10 protein-coding genes are annotated in these 14,272 nt (G+C 45.9%); 2 read left to right on the plus strand and 8 right to left on the minus strand.

Features of this window, described 5'->3' with window-relative positions:
* The 6 genes from AACS90_RS07815 to AACS90_RS07840 all read right to left on the minus strand — a co-directional run bounded on the left by AACS90_RS07815 (window position 1) and on the right by AACS90_RS07840 (window position 10,773).
* Window positions 1-510, minus strand: a complete 510-nt coding sequence (locus AACS90_RS07815) for a hypothetical protein (protein ID WP_099122408.1) — start codon at window positions 508-510, stop codon at window positions 1-3.
* On the minus strand, window positions 507-5,189 hold the full coding sequence (locus tag AACS90_RS07820; RefSeq protein WP_241538267.1) for an RHS repeat-associated core domain-containing protein: 4,683 nt from the start codon (window positions 5,187-5,189) through the stop codon (window positions 507-509). The genes AACS90_RS07815 and AACS90_RS07820 overlap by 4 nt, the downstream gene beginning before the upstream one ends.
* Window positions 5,190-5,200: 11 nt before the next feature.
* A complete protein-coding gene (locus AACS90_RS07825; protein WP_099122409.1) occupies window positions 5,201-5,557 on the minus strand; it encodes a DUF4150 domain-containing protein in 357 nt (118 codons plus the stop codon).
* Window positions 5,550-6,767: a DUF2169 family type VI secretion system accessory protein gene (locus AACS90_RS07830; RefSeq protein ID WP_099122410.1), complete on the minus strand. Its 1,218-nt coding sequence runs from the start codon at window positions 6,765-6,767 to the stop codon at window positions 5,550-5,552. Before AACS90_RS07830 ends, AACS90_RS07825 begins: the two co-directional genes overlap by 8 nt.
* Before the next feature lie 15 nt (window positions 6,768-6,782).
* Window positions 6,783-8,951 carry a type VI secretion system Vgr family protein gene (gene tssI / locus AACS90_RS07835; RefSeq protein WP_099122411.1) on the minus strand — a complete coding sequence of 723 codons (2,169 nt, stop codon included), beginning with the start codon at window positions 8,949-8,951 and terminating at the stop codon, window positions 6,783-6,785.
* Window positions 8,952-9,600: 649 nt separating this feature from the next.
* The gene (locus tag AACS90_RS07840) at window positions 9,601-10,773 is read right to left on the minus strand and encodes a benzoate/H(+) symporter BenE family transporter (RefSeq protein WP_099122412.1); all 1,173 of its coding nucleotides are present in this window, start codon (window positions 10,771-10,773) and stop codon (window positions 9,601-9,603) included.
* A 95-nt stretch (window positions 10,774-10,868) separates the two neighbouring features.
* Between AACS90_RS07840 and AACS90_RS07845 the strand changes: the two genes are divergently transcribed.
* Window positions 10,869-11,432: a helix-turn-helix domain-containing protein gene (locus AACS90_RS07845; protein WP_099122413.1), complete on the plus strand. Its 564-nt coding sequence runs from the start codon at window positions 10,869-10,871 to the stop codon at window positions 11,430-11,432.
* Window positions 11,433-11,471: 39 nt separating this feature from the next.
* On the opposite strand, the gene AACS90_RS07850 is transcribed toward AACS90_RS07845, so the two are convergent.
* Complete coding sequence (locus AACS90_RS07850; protein ID WP_099122414.1) at window positions 11,472-11,903, minus strand: hypothetical protein; 432 nt, start codon at window positions 11,901-11,903, stop codon at window positions 11,472-11,474.
* A gap of 474 nt (window positions 11,904-12,377) precedes the next feature.
* Here AACS90_RS07850 and budA point away from each other — a divergent pair, with 474 nt between their 5' ends.
* On the plus strand, window positions 12,378-13,085 hold the full coding sequence (budA, locus tag AACS90_RS07855; RefSeq protein WP_099122415.1) for an acetolactate decarboxylase: 708 nt from the start codon (window positions 12,378-12,380) through the stop codon (window positions 13,083-13,085).
* A 72-nt stretch (window positions 13,086-13,157) separates the two neighbouring features.
* On the opposite strand, the gene AACS90_RS07860 is transcribed toward budA, so the two are convergent.
* Window positions 13,158-14,153 carry an MBL fold metallo-hydrolase gene (locus AACS90_RS07860; protein WP_206601847.1) on the minus strand — a complete coding sequence of 332 codons (996 nt, stop codon included), beginning with the start codon at window positions 14,151-14,153 and terminating at the stop codon, window positions 13,158-13,160.
* Window positions 14,154-14,272: the final 119 nt, after the last annotated feature.

A 14,272-nucleotide genomic window follows, 5' to 3' on the forward strand; every position in this document is an offset into this window, starting at 1 on the left:
CTATACACGAGCATCATGGTTTCTTTTTTTGTATACCAGATCAATTAATTCATCAAAATTGCTGTTCTTATCTAGCTTTCCAAACTCAAAATCAGGTGCGATATACTGAGAAAATATAACCATATATTCTGATGCCATGTGAGCTGCATCAAATCTGTTGGTTACACTGTTTTCTTTTGTATATATGTTTTTTCTTTTTCCAGTGAAAATAGACAGCTCAACATCATAGAAACAAGAATATTTATCATGATAATCTTCATGATTTAATAACCTAGCATGTATGGAAACAATGCCTATCATTTCACTGGATGTTGATAAAGGGTAATTAATTCTGGATATAAATATGTCATTTTGAAAGAAAGTATCTTTTATTAAAAATTCTTCTTCATCAGAATTGATGCATTTTAAAATCTCAGGAGAAATATCATACATGTTATTTTTAATAACCAGCCAATTTGCTGGTATGTGTAAATATTTCAATGGCTTGTATTTTTTGAAAACATTAATCATTGATTTATTCTCTTTAGATATCCCAAATAATCTTGAGAGGATATCGGATGCCCATGAAACTCGTTAGTACTTTTAGTAACTTCAACCCTCATATACTGAGTAGGTTTTCCATTGTTATATCCTACGTTTCTTCCAGCATCGTAGATATAATAGTCTGAACCGCCAGTTTGCGGTGAGTATGTCCCTTTTTGTAACGCTTCCTTTTCAATACTATTTCTAAACTTAGTTAATTCATCACCTGTCATTTTGTTGTTCTGGGCATTGGTATTCCAATATTGTGCAGGACCACCTTTACTGGAAATTTTCATTGCATCTTCTTGAGTTTTAGCACGAGTATGTTTGGTATATGTAGCAGAACTTGAGTGGTGTCTTCTAAGTCGATCCTCTTTTGCTAGTTTTGCTTGTCTAAGTAGTTCATTACAGTCATCACCAGCCAACCCAAACGGATCTACAAATCCAACCGGATTATGCACATACCCGTAAGGATTAAACCCGCCCAGCAGCCCGATGGGGTCGGGCGAAATATACTGCCCTGTTTCCGGCAAGTAATACCGAAACCGGTTGTAGTATAACCCGCTTTCTTCATCTTCATACTGGCCCAGAAACCGTAGATTACAGTTTACATGATAATCTGGGTTATTGGAGGCGATCACCTGAAAACGATCTACTTGCCCCCATGTTCTCAGCCGCTGCGCCCATATGAGTTGGCCTTCCTCATTGAGCATCTCGCGCGGTGTGCCCTGATGGTCACTGACGATATAGTGGAGCTTGCCGTGTTCAAAACGTGCCGAAGGTGTCAGTGTGCCGGGTTCATACAGCCAGCGAACACGCTGATTTTCCACTGGCGTACCATCGGCGTAAATTGGCGTTTCCTCTATGAGCTGGTCTCCGCTCCATAGGTAATCCTGCCCTATGATGGCATCGGCTCTTGGCACTACATCCGGTTTACCAGCCAACCACAACTGTAAATTAGTCGCGGCCAGTTTTCCATCGTGAATTTTCAGTTTTTGGAGCCGTCTGCCAAAAGGATCATATTTATACTGCCAACGCGAGCCATCCGGGGTTTCACAGTGGGTGAGCTGATTTTGGGTATCCCATCGATAGCGCCAGATTTGCGGGCGGAAGCCATCACGGTGTTCGGTTTTTTCGATTAATCGACCATTACTATCATAGCGATAACGGACATCCCCTTGCTGCACGACGCGCCCAGCTTTCTGGCGTTGGTTGATTTGTTCCACTGCCCCCCGAGCATCAGTCGGTAAATGTTGGCTCAGGTTGCCATTGGCATCATAGCAAAATTGCTCTTCATGCGGACGCGCGCCCTCGAACAGGGTATGCAATATTTGGTCGTTAGTATTGTAACGGTAGCGGGTTTGCCCCCAACGGCTGTCGTCAATCACTCGTACATTATGCGCACGGTCGTATTGCCAGCTCCGGTTGACCGCGGTGGCTTGTGGCGGGAAGTGTGGATCGTTTTGTGCCAGCGTTTCCCGAAAAAATTGAGTCGCCTGTCCTGCCGACTGATGAGCCAGCAGGCCGGTTGCGGTGTAGCGACTGGCAAGGATAAAACCGTTGGCACTTTCGCGCACCGTTTCCCGCCCCAGTGCATCATGCTGGAAGGTCAGTGGTGTATGCTGGTTAAGCTGAAAGTGATTCAGACTCCCCGACAGGTTATAACCGAAGTGCAGGGTACTGCCATCTACACTTTCACTGGCCGGACGACCTGTCAGGCTATCCCATTCTCGGGCGATTTCCCGTCCGTTGATGCGTTCGCAGATTGGCAAACCGGTGGTTTTATCATACTCATACTCGACGATAGCATCGGCGTTAGTGGCTTTCACCAATTGATACCGTTTGTTGTATTCATAAGTGGTGGTGGCTTTAAGTTCTAACTTGCCATCTTCCGGTTGCCAGCTTTCCTGTTTTATTAGTGAACCGGCGGCAGAGTAATACCAGCGGAGTTGTTGGCCGTCAGGATATTGAGTCAGTGTGCGGCGCCCTAGCTTATCGTACCGATACTCAAGGGTACGCCCGGTAAAATCGGTTTCCCGAATAATTTGCCCGGCGGCATCCCGTTCATAGCGATAGGTTTCACCGGTGGAGGCGGTGACAGAATTTAACCGGGTCAGGCGGTCATAACCAAAGCGTAATACCGTGCCATCGGGGCGGGTCACTTGATTGAGCAGGTCAAACGCGCCATAAGTGTAGCGCGTGGTACGGCCTTCACCGTCAGTTAGTGCCACCACACGCCGTTCACTGTCATAGGCCAGTTGCTGTGTGGTACCATCAGGCAGTTCAACTTCAGTCAGGCTACCGTTAAGGCTGGCATGGTCATCGCTATAGCGGTAGTGGGTCTGTTGTTTAAGGGCATCGGTGAACTGGCGCAAACGACCCAGTTCATCCAGTTGTAGGCCGGTGGTTTGACCGTCCGGCGTCATCACTGCGGCCAGCCTCTGTTGTTCGTCGTAAGCGTAATGCCATTGGCGCCCATCCGGCAGCAGGCGTTGGCGTAATTCACCGTGGAGGCCGTATTGGTATTCTTCTTTATGCCCAAGCGGATTAGTCAGTGCTGTTAGGTTGCCCTGCTCATCATAGTGAAATCGCCAGCGTTCGCCTGTTGGCAGGACACTTTCAGTCAGTTGTCCGTGTTCGTCATAACCGTAATAAAAGGATTCGCCGGTCGGCAGTTTTACTTCGGTCAATCCTCCGTCAGGATTGTAATCAAAGGTGGTGATAGCGCCTGATGGATCAGCTTCCCAGACAATTTGACTGTTGCGCCATTGCCGGCGGGTAATGCGCCCCAGAGGATCAACTTCGCGGATCACCAGACAGTTGTTATCGTAGTGATATTGGGTTTCACCGTCCTCTGCATCAATATACGTGGTGATACGGGCGTTATCGTCATAGTGGAAACTATCGCACCAGTAGCCACTGGTGGTGGAGGTTGTGAGCACTCGTCCACGATCATCGTAAGTAAGGGTAACATCGGTTTGATCGGTATCGCGCCAGCGGATCATCCGCCCCTGTACATCATATTCATGCCACAGGTGGTTATGCTGGAAAGCTGCACATTCGCTCAGATAGCCTTGTGGACCATAGTGACAAGTGACCAATCGCTGCTGTTTTTTCTGTTCAAGATAATCCAGTGTTTGGAGTTGTTGATCCTGATAACCTAGAATCAGCCGGAAACCATCGGTACGTGTGACTTCAATGAGTTGCGACTGTTTATCGTAGATAAATTGGATCGCATTTTGGCGACGATCGGTGATCGCGGATAGTTTACGGATAGATCCGACGGCATGATTGAAGTGGTAGGTAAGCTGGGACTGGCGATCGGTCAGTTGTAGCTCACCCGTTAATTCCCCGGTTAATATGTAATGAGGAATATGCTGATTACGGGCGAGTACCTGATTTTCTGGTGTGTTGTAATCATAAATCACGCCATCAGCATCGGAGAAATTCACTTTTCCAGTGGTCAGCATCAACTGACGTGACCAGTCATCCGCCCATTTCGGGCCAAACAGGCCACTGTACTTAGCGGTGGAACGATAGGTGCGGGTCAGGGTGATGGGTAACAGCCCAGGAATGGCGATAACCGGCCAGACTTGCAGGAAGTCACCGGTAGCCATATCGACAGGTTCGCCTTCCGTTTTACAGGTTCCGGTACAACTGCCTTCTTTGTTAGTGGACTTGTTGTCAACGGGATCTTGTTCGGTATTTTTGGGTTTCACTTCCGGGGCATTTTGGGATTGGGCTTTTATTTTACCGCCAGCAGGAGGTTTGGTATTTTTAACCACGGCTTTCGCACCTTGTTTGGCTATCCCTCCCAACCCTGTTACCCAACTAGCACCATCAACGATCAATGCCCCACCTTGTTCTGCCTTATCCGTGATGTCGAACCGAATGGCATCCACATGGCTAAATTCGACAGCCTTATCGGCAGCTTTGTTTAATGTATTGGCAGCGGCAAGGGCGGTATCACCTATGGTATCAGCACCTACGAATTTTAATATGGTGCCGGTACTAGACATTAGTGAAGAAGGCATAATCGTCCCCCCTCTGATGGCTAATTCAGCTATATCAGGTACGGTATTCCAAGCCCCTTTTGCTGCACCTATGGCGGCCTTTCCCGGATTATCCCAGGCGGCATTCAACTTTTCTTTGGCTTCCTCTCCCCACTTTTGCACATCTTCCTTGGTCTCATCCCACCATTCTCCCGCCTTGTCCAAAAATCCTTTTTCTTGTTCAGTTTCCGGTGTGACGGCCGCATTTGCTTCATGTGGCGGATTTGCCCCCTGTGGTGCCTGTCCGACGATTTGACCTATCGTATTGCCCTCACCGGTTGGGCTATCGTCCCGTGTTTTTTCAGGCAGTGTCATATTATGCTGGGGACGACCGTCGTCGTCTTCTTTCTCTTCTTCCCATTCTTTTAGTGGGTATTCGCCGTTTTTGAATTTTTCCTCAACCTTATCAGCCAGTTTTTTGTCATAGTCTAACATGAACTTTTTATCAGCCGGAGTCACTCGGGGATTATCAGCGTATTCTGCCTCGACTAAAGCGGGAAGATTTTTTTTAGTTTTTTCTAAATCAGCCAGTGAGCGAACATGGTATTCTCTGCAAAATACCGCCTCATCGCGCCCGCCGTTTATCGTAATTATGACTTCTTTATTTTCTGCCATAGCAAATTTCCTTATGCCCCATTCATCCAAAATTTATCCCCGTGGCGCAGTACCAACTTGTTGCCAGCACGTACTGTGCGGGTGTGCTCCAATGGATGGCATTTGCCACCGACGGTGCCACTTTTGATACCATTTGCCACACCCGGCTGGTCACCGAGTGTGGTGGGTACAAAACTGCGGGCAAAAACTACTACCGGCATGCCATTAGCCCGCACGGTTTTTTCCGGGGCCGAGCTGTCCGCCAGTTTCGCCACCACTGGATAAGGGATGGGCGGTGTGGCAGGCCCTATCGGGGTTTTGCACACGTCCGGCAACATACCGATAATCATCCAGGTGCCCGCAGTACGGGCGATATAGTTATCAGCCATCCGTTTTCTCCTCTTCCAGTGGTGCCAGTTTGAGTAACGGCGCATCCGGGTTGATTTCAAACCGGGCTTCGGCGACCCGTACAGGCAGGGAGGCTTTGAAATTCAGTCGGCAGGTCATATGCAGAGTTCTGGCCTCGCTGTCGATAATGAGCGTATCGAGGCGCATCGGCACGGGTAACAGCACGCCGTTGTGCATGCGCAACAAAATGAACGGACGATGTCCGGGCAGTTTGACATGCAGGTCACTATGGGGAGTCAAGCCACTTAGGGTGATGGCGATATCCGTGTCCGGCCAGTCGATTTGTTGGTCATCCGGTGCGCCGTTCCAGTAACCGAAGTCAAAATCCTTTGGCAGGTAAGGATGACGATGCTCCAGCCAGTCGGCATCGTAAGTCCCGGCCAGCTGGCGGCGGGGTAGCCACGGGCGCCCGATAAATCCCATGCCCTGCGGTTGGTAGGCTGGTGTCTCAGGCGGTAATGTGCCGGTGAGTTGTGCTGTAAAATGCTCAGCAGTGAAAGGTGCATCTGACCGGATAATACGAGGAGCAGGGTAGCGGATGAGCTTTTTGGCACTGGCGTACCACGGGGTGATAAATCCCGTACCCAGCGGATTAGTTTCACAGACTGCGTGAGCAACAGGCGCATTTTCTCCGTCAGGATGTTGCTGGCGCTGTTCGGGTGTCAGGCGGTCATGCTCTTTGAGGTATTTGCTTGCTTTATCGTCTGCCGTGATTTTGCATTCGCCTCCAAAGGCGTAGCGATAATCCAGTGGCAGTGTGGTAAAGGTTTTTGGCTCCGTTAGTTGCCAGTGGCCGCTGGCATCACGGATAAATTCCCGCTCGCCAGTGATGGTCAGGGTTTTGTCGAGCAGGGGCTGTCCCTGTTGGGTGTTGACCTGCAACCGTACGGGAAATTCGCTACAGGGGCGGTTATCCGGCGCATACGCCATGCCGTTAACAATCACATCGCAGCGCGGTTTAAACGGTGAAAGGTCGCTTTCCTGCAATACTTGCGAAGCATTCATTTGCCCGCGATATTCATCCTGTAAACACAGGGGCGGCGCAGGCAGCAGTTCGGCGACGTATTCTCCTTGTCCGGCAGGCATCAATTGGTAGCCGATTTTCATCACCGCGACGTGATGCTTGGTATCGTCGACATCGAACATTTGGTAGTTCATCACCGCGAAAGGGGTGAGGTTACGAAATTCCATCTCAGTCTGTCCTTGTTAGTTCAGGTCGATGTCTTTACCGGTGATTTGTACCGGGCCACTGGCCTCAAATTTGAATTCACTGCCCTGTATGGTGATTTTGCCTGAGCTGTCCATACGCAGCACGCTGGCACCGCATTTCAGCTCAATCACATCACCGGCATTGATGGACAGGGTATTACCAACTGCAATGGATTTATGGCTGCCAACCTGCTCAGTCTGGCTGGCCCCGACGGTGGTATTCATGTTGGTGCCGACAGTCAGTGCATAGACCATACCGATGGTTTCCGTGCTGGTCATTTTCACCATTTCATTTTTGTGCTCATTCACCTTGATGGTCTGGTTTTTCTCCACGGTTTCGCTGTGGTTGGCCAGTACATGGGTATCGCGGTTATTGAGCACTTTGGTGTTCATGTCTTTTTGTGCGTGCAAATCCAGCCGCTCACTGCCCTTGGCATCTTCAAACAGCAGTTCGTTATAGCCTTGTCCCTTGTGGGTTTTGGAGCGGAAAGCCATCTGGGTTTTGCTGCCCGGTAAGCTCCCCGGTGGAATATTGCTGGCATGGTAGGTGCGCCCGGTGACTATCGGTTGGTCGGGGTCGCCGTGCAGGAAATCCACCACGACTTCCTGTCCGATACGCGGAATAGCGAGCATGCCCCAGCCCTGACCGGCCCACGGCTGGCTGACTCGTATCCAGCAGGAGCTTTGGTCATCGCTCTTGCCGTATCTGTCCCACGGGAATTGCAGACGCACGCGCCCGTACTGGTCACAGAAGATTTCTTCCCCTGCTGGGCCGACCACTTTGGCGATTTGTGGGCCATCAATCACCGGCTTAGGCCGCGGAGCCGGACGCCAGTTCTGGTTCTGGCGGATGAAGGTGAAGTGGCTGTTCAGTGTTGTGCCGGAGCCTGAGCTGACGGTTTCCAGTGCCTGCGGCTGACTGCCACTGTGGCTGGCGGAGACGGTCTGCCATGACTGATTCAGGTCTAGCCGGGGATGGTTATCGAGAATGAACAGTTTGCCCGGTTGCAGGGCGATGGCGTTGCCGCTGCCTTGCCCGGTCTCCGCGTCGCTGCGCAGAGCTTCCAGTCGGTAACGGGTGAAATCCTTGCCATGAGCCTCATCTTTGAAGCGACCTGGGTAATCGTAATGCTCATAGTACAGTTGTTGCAGGTTTTCATCCCGCATCTGTTGCTGAAATTCCGCTGGCCATGCCGGGTTCTTGAAGGTGTAATCCTTAAGCTGTACCTGAGCCGGGCGGACCTGAGCGCTGCTGGTCAGGCTGCTGAGCGCGGGCTCACCCAGCGTACTAGCCTCACCGGGCTGATAGGGCAGGCGTATGCCCGGTGGCACAGAGCCGCAGTCGTCAGCGAATACCAGCGTGTTGCGCCCATTACTGCATTCGAAGAAGTAGAAAATGCCCTCTTCTGCCGTCAGCCGTTGCAGGAAATCGAAGTCACTTTCCTGATACTGTACGCAGAATTCGCGCTCCGGGTGCGGGTGACGCAGGTTGAATACCACATCGCGGATGCTGTGTTCTTTGAGAATTGTCGTGATGATGTTGGCGATGTTGAGCTGCTGGAAGATGCGCGAGTTCTGTCGTAGTGTCGTACGCCACAGGTCAGGGCGGATACTCATCCGGTAGGTGGTTTGGTGCAGTCCGGTGTTCCCCTGTTCAAAGCGGGTGACGATGCCGGTGATGCTGCGCTGTTCGATACCGTTTTGCAGAATGGTCAGTGTTGCTGTGCGGTCAAGCACCAGCGGGAAACTAATGGCGGGAATGGCGCTCGCCAGCCCCACTTCTAATGCAAAGGGATGCGAGAAGTGTTCGTTCAGGCTGAAGTCGGTAACCACAAAGGTCTGTGCCGGCAATCCGCCTGCTGTCAGGGTGAATAACAAGCCGCTGGGGTCAGCGCCACCCAGTAATCCCAATACCTGACCGGCTTGCTGTAACAGCTTGCCTGCCGATGAGTTACCCATCGAAGTCTGGGCTGCCATCCCGGCTTTTTGTCCCGCGCCACCGGCAAAGCTGCCACCACTGATGAGGCTACCGGCACCGGCTGCAGTATTACCGCCTGTCCCGGTCAACAGGCTTTTGGCCTGTTTTGCCATTTGTGCAGTTTGCTGTCCTTGCCCCAACAGCGCTTTTCCTTTCTTTAATGTTGTGGCGTGTTTTTTCACTGACATCTATTCTGTCTCCCTGAGATGATGGAATGTTATGTAATAGGCCATCCTGCCTGATAACAACGCAGGCCATAACATTCGGGCACAAGAGTTAAATTTAACTCAAATTGTCTTTGATAAATTTGTCAATTAAGGATGTAATCCTTTGTTTTTCGATAAATTGAAGGGACGCTGTTATCCAAATATATCGGCGGAACTGTGATAAAAAATGGAAGGCAATAATAAATACCGGATGGGTAAAGGCCAAATAAAATCAAGTGGAATAAAAAACGACATCTGACAATGGCAGTGTAAAAAATTAAAATGATTGCGGTTGAAAAACAATATCTTTATATAGCGGATATGATTAGTGCATAGAACCGATTAATATCCATAAGGAAAAGGTGTTTATATCTGTAATCTACTGATAATAATACAAAAAATAAAATGGTAGTTTTGATAGAACCATGATCATTTGCATTTCATGAGATAGATCACAAAAAAGATGATTTTAGAAATAAGAGCTGGAATCACATAATAATATCCAGCTATTTATTAAAAATAAAAGTTAATATTTAGGTTGGATCACGCCTAAATGTAAATAGCCAAATTAATATCTGGCATATTTAGCAATATGAGGACTAAGTCATTTAGATTTCAATGCTACTCTACCTCAGAGTCTTTTTTTAAATATCTGGTGTGTAATAATTCCGCCAACCAGCCCCCAGAATGCTGAACTGATACCCAGTAAATTTGCGCCAGATGCTGTTATTAAAAAACAGATAATTGCTGCATCTCTTGCACTTTCATCCTTTATTGCCTGACTTAGGCTGTTGGTGAAAGTACTTAATAAGGCTAAACCAGCTAGAATTTTTATTAATGAAGCTGGAAAACTGCTAAATAGATAGAAAATGACTCCACCAAAAATCCCGGCCAGTAAATAAACAAATCCTGCACTGATAGCGGCAATATATCGCTTATCTGGATCGGGATGGACGTCATCTCCCATACAAATAGCCGCTGTAATTGCTGCAATACAGATACTAAATCCCCCGAAAGGAGCCAGTATGATTGTCACTAATGATGTCCAGATAAGTAATTGAGATGTACGGGGTGGATAGCCCGCAGCTTGTAGGATTGCAATTCCCGGTGCATTTTGTGATGCCATAGTGACGATAAAAAATGGAATACCTACGCCAATCAGTGTCGTGATGTTAAATTTTGGCATGACAAATTCAGGCATGGAAAACAGGATGTCTTTGCCTGTTAAGTTTAAATCTCCATTGAAAATACAGATAATTAACCCAGCCGTAAGCGTTGAGATTATTGCGTATAATGGAAGATAACGGCGGAAGATTACGTAAATAAGCAGCATGATGCCACATAGCCAAAAGTTGGATTGCAGCACTGAGAAAGCATCCAAGCCGAAACGGAGTAATATTCCGGCAAGCATTGCGGCTGCGATGGAGTGCGGAATGTAGTTCATTAGCTTGGCAAATAATCCGGTGACACCGCATATCAGCATTAATGCTGATGCAAAGACAAAAATGCCAATGGCTTCATTGACTGAAGTGTGCGGGAAATGTGTTGCCAAGAGTGCAATTCCCGGTGTTGACCAAGCCGTTAGAATGGGTGTGCGGTAATAAAGTGATAATCCAATTGTTGTGATCCCCATTCCGACGCCAAGCATACCTAACCAGGCACCAATTTGTGATGGTTCAACACCAATGGTCGTCACTGCTTGGAGAATGATTGCAACTGAACTAGCATAACCAACTAATATTGCAACAAAACCTGTAACGAGGGTTGATGGGGAGAGATCCCTAAAAAATGATTGCTTAGGCATAGGGTGTCACCTATCGGATGTTATAGCAGACGATGGTGAGAATATCATCGTCCGTTATAGCATTCAATCATGTATTTATCTTTGAGAAGGCACCAATGAGTGATATCACATCTAAAATTGCCGAGACGTTTAAGTTATTAAGAGCTTCAAGAGGAGTGAGTCTCAGTCAGGCTGCTAAGCTGACTGGCGTCAGTAAAGCAATGCTTGGGCAAATTGAACGAGGTCAGTCAAGTCCGACAGTGTCTACATTGTGGAAAATTGCAACAGGTTTTAATGTTGCGTTTTCTACTTTTCTGGAAGGAACAGAGCCTCAGCTACAGCCTGCATTACATCGGTTTAATGAATTACCAAGCTTTGAACAAAATAATTCAGGTATGAGTGTAAAACCGCTCATTCCTTTTGATGATGAATTTTTCATCGATTTATTCAAGATAGAATTAGCGCCAGGAGCCTCAAGTGAATCTACTCCTCATGAGTCCGGTGTCGTAGAGCATGTTATTGTGCTTAATGGAGAGTTAGATCTGCGTATCAATGATGAATGGCATAAAGTTTCATCCGGTGAATCTATGCGTTTTTCTGCTGATTGCAGCCATGCTTACGCGAATTCAGGTGATGAGGTTGTGGTTATCCATAATCTTATTCATTACCCTCATAAGTAACCGGAATGAATATGGCGACTTAAATCGCCATATTTTGACTTATTTGATGTCTGATAGTGTCTTGGATGCAGGTAGTGTCACATTGGCTGCTTTTGGGTGCAGTGTGTACATACCGCCATTGAAAGGGTCAACGACCAGCCAGCCAATTAAACCACCAAAGACGAAATTCCCGCCGATATACCATCCATTCGCTTTAGCGACTAATGGCAGGGTAACAGATTGAAAATTTTCTTTTGTGAAGGTAATTTGATATGTCTTACCGCCAAAATAGTGGCCGGTTGATTTTGCCAGCATGACACTTTGTGGGGTGTTACCACGTGTAATTTCCTGACCGGTTTCATCTTTGATTGAAAATTCTGCGCCAGAAGGCTGGCTATTAATTTGGACAAGCTGAGTCTTTTCACCAACGATAGTCGCACAGCCGCTGCAAAGCATCACAGCGGAGAGTAATAATACACAAATTTTATTCATGAATAATCCGTAAAATAAAGACGATAATTAAATATACGGCTGATAATACTAATAATATAAGGAGGTATGCAATAGTTTTAATCTATTTATACGGTGAATATAAAACTCAGTTTAATAGTGGTAATTTTTTACTCAAAATGTAATATAAAAATAAATTAATCTATTTTCAGATAAATGTATAAATGAGTAATATCAGTTGAAGTTAAAACAGCATGTTATGTCATCAGTATTTACACTGATTAAATATAATTACTAAAATATTAAGATAAAATAAATTAAGTTGTTTTGTTTATGGTTTTTTATTGGGGATTAAATAATCCAATAGAAAATATAATTATCTTGACAATGACTTAGTGCTAAGGATATTAATCTATGACATGACAATGTTCTAAAGTTATTATTTTGATCTATCTAAGATATATCTAATATAACCAATAGATTTTAAATTGCTGATAATAGCAAGGGAGAGGCCATATGAAGAGCCTGATTATAAATCAGTATTCCACCATGCATGCTTTGATGTCAGGGGTATTTGATGGAATGTTTGCAATAGCAGAAATCAGTCAAGGCGGCTCATTTGGTATTGGTTGCTCACATGCGCTGGCAGGTGAAATGATCGCACTGGATGACACCTTTTTTGAAATTCAGGGAGCAGGTAATGTACGTCGGTTTAGTGAGTATGACCAGCTTCCTTTTGCTCAGTTGACATACTTTAATCCCAGTGAGCAGTTTCCCGTTTCGGATATCAGCAAAAAAGATCTTTATTCAGAATTGTCGGCTCAGGTAAATATTGATAATATTTTTGCTGCTGTAAAAATTGAAGGAATATTTAAAAAGGTCTGGCTACGTCGGACTAATTATCAGAAAAAACCATATAAGACTTTTATTGAAGCGATTGTCGAACAATCAGAAGAAACATTACACAATGTCTCTGGTGTGTTGGTTGGTTTTTGGACGCCTGATATTTTTCACGGTATTTCTGTTGCGGGGTTTCATATTCATTTTATCGATGATGAACGAAAAAATGGTGGGCATGTTTTTGATTTTGAGTTGCAAAGTGGTCTGTTAAGTTATGAGCCAAAACAGAATATAAATATTCATTTGCCAGATAATAGTGAATATATTAATGCTGATCTCACTGTTAATGATTTGGATGAAGCGATCAGAAAAGCAGAAGGCTGATTAAAAATTCATTGTTTTATTATTTATTCATGGAGGGAAAGCTCGAAATTTCTCCCTCCATTATATTATTAATTATTTAATTTTTAGAGTGGTTGTATATTCAACAGGAACCCAGTCATATTTTTGTTGATTCTGACGAAGATGACCTATCCCCGGGAATGGCAAATGAGCGGCACCAATTAGCCATTTTTCATCTGACGCTTTTTTAAAGATCGATTTACGTGCTTCAATGGCTTTATTGTTATCTATATCAAATTCAATCGAAACTTCCGGATGTTCCAATTGTACTGCGTAAAAATGTATCATATCCCCTAATATCAACATGTTATTTTTACCTGAATTCAGCAGGTATGAAGTATGCCCCGGGGTATGACCAGAAGTCGATATTGCTTTGATACCGGGGATAATGTTCTCCCCGCTTTGAAAAGTACGCAGTGCTTTTTTAGCAACATACGGTTCGATGGCATTCAATGTTTGAGTGATGAATGAACGATTTATTTCAGTGGCTGAAGCGATGGTTTCAGGTGCTTGCCAGAAGTTTTTTTCTTCCTCAGAAATATATAGGGTCGCATTCGGGAATACAATTTCACCACTCGGGGAGGTGATGCCACAGGCGTGATCCGGGTGCATGTGTGTCAGCAATATTGCTTTAACCGATTCTGGCTGATAACCAGCGGCACGGATATTATTCACAATATTTCCCGCAGTAGGGCCAAAGCAATTGCTGCTACCCGCATCAATCAATATCAAACCTTCTTTGGTGTTGACAAGATAGGCAGTGATTGCGGTTTGAATACCCTCTTTATTTTCAATCTGGAACATCCGTGTAATCAGACTTTTGATATTGTTGATATCAAGCCCTTTCAATAAAGAAGGAGAAAGGTCAACATAGCCATCATAAACAGCTGTCACCATTAAATCACCGAACATATGGTGGTAATAACCAGGCACCTGATTTACAGGTTGCTCAGCAGGTTTGGCCAATGCGGTGGGGGTCGCTGTTGTTGTTATGAGACCTGTTAGTGCTAATGTCATTGCGAGATATGATGTTTTTAAAATATTTTTCATTATGTGCTCCGAAGAAATTTAACGGAATAAAATGGTATTAATTTATGTAGATTTAAAATTATTTCAGGAAAATAGAGTAGGGAGATAAAATCCTGATAAATTAATTACAGAGGATGATA

Source organism: Xenorhabdus sp. KK7.4, from assembly GCF_963876465.1.
GTDB lineage: Bacteria > Pseudomonadota > Gammaproteobacteria > Enterobacterales > Enterobacteriaceae > Xenorhabdus > Xenorhabdus stockiae.

Bases quoted from the DNA above. Each gene is read 5' to 3' on its own strand.
- AACS90_RS07815 (WP_099122408.1), bottom strand. From the start codon at position 510: ATGATTAATGTTTTCAAAAAATACAAGCCATTGAAATATTTACACATA.
- AACS90_RS07820 (WP_241538267.1), bottom strand. From the start codon at position 5,189: ATGGCAGAAAATAAAGAAGTCATAATTACGATAAACGGCGGGCGCGAT.
- AACS90_RS07825 (WP_099122409.1), bottom strand. From the start codon at position 5,557: ATGGCTGATAACTATATCGCCCGTACTGCGGGCACCTGGATGATTATC.
- AACS90_RS07830 (WP_099122410.1), bottom strand. From the start codon at position 6,767: ATGGAATTTCGTAACCTCACCCCTTTCGCGGTGATGAACTACCAAATG.
- tssI (WP_099122411.1), bottom strand. From the start codon at position 8,951: ATGTCAGTGAAAAAACACGCCACAACATTAAAGAAAGGAAAAGCGCTG.
- AACS90_RS07840 (WP_099122412.1), bottom strand. From the start codon at position 10,773: ATGCCTAAGCAATCATTTTTTAGGGATCTCTCCCCATCAACCCTCGTT.
- AACS90_RS07845 (WP_099122413.1), top strand. From the start codon at position 10,869: ATGAGTGATATCACATCTAAAATTGCCGAGACGTTTAAGTTATTAAGA.
- AACS90_RS07850 (WP_099122414.1), bottom strand. From the start codon at position 11,903: ATGAATAAAATTTGTGTATTATTACTCTCCGCTGTGATGCTTTGCAGC.
- budA (WP_099122415.1), top strand. From the start codon at position 12,378: ATGAAGAGCCTGATTATAAATCAGTATTCCACCATGCATGCTTTGATG.
- AACS90_RS07860 (WP_206601847.1), bottom strand. From the start codon at position 14,153: ATGAAAAATATTTTAAAAACATCATATCTCGCAATGACATTAGCACTA.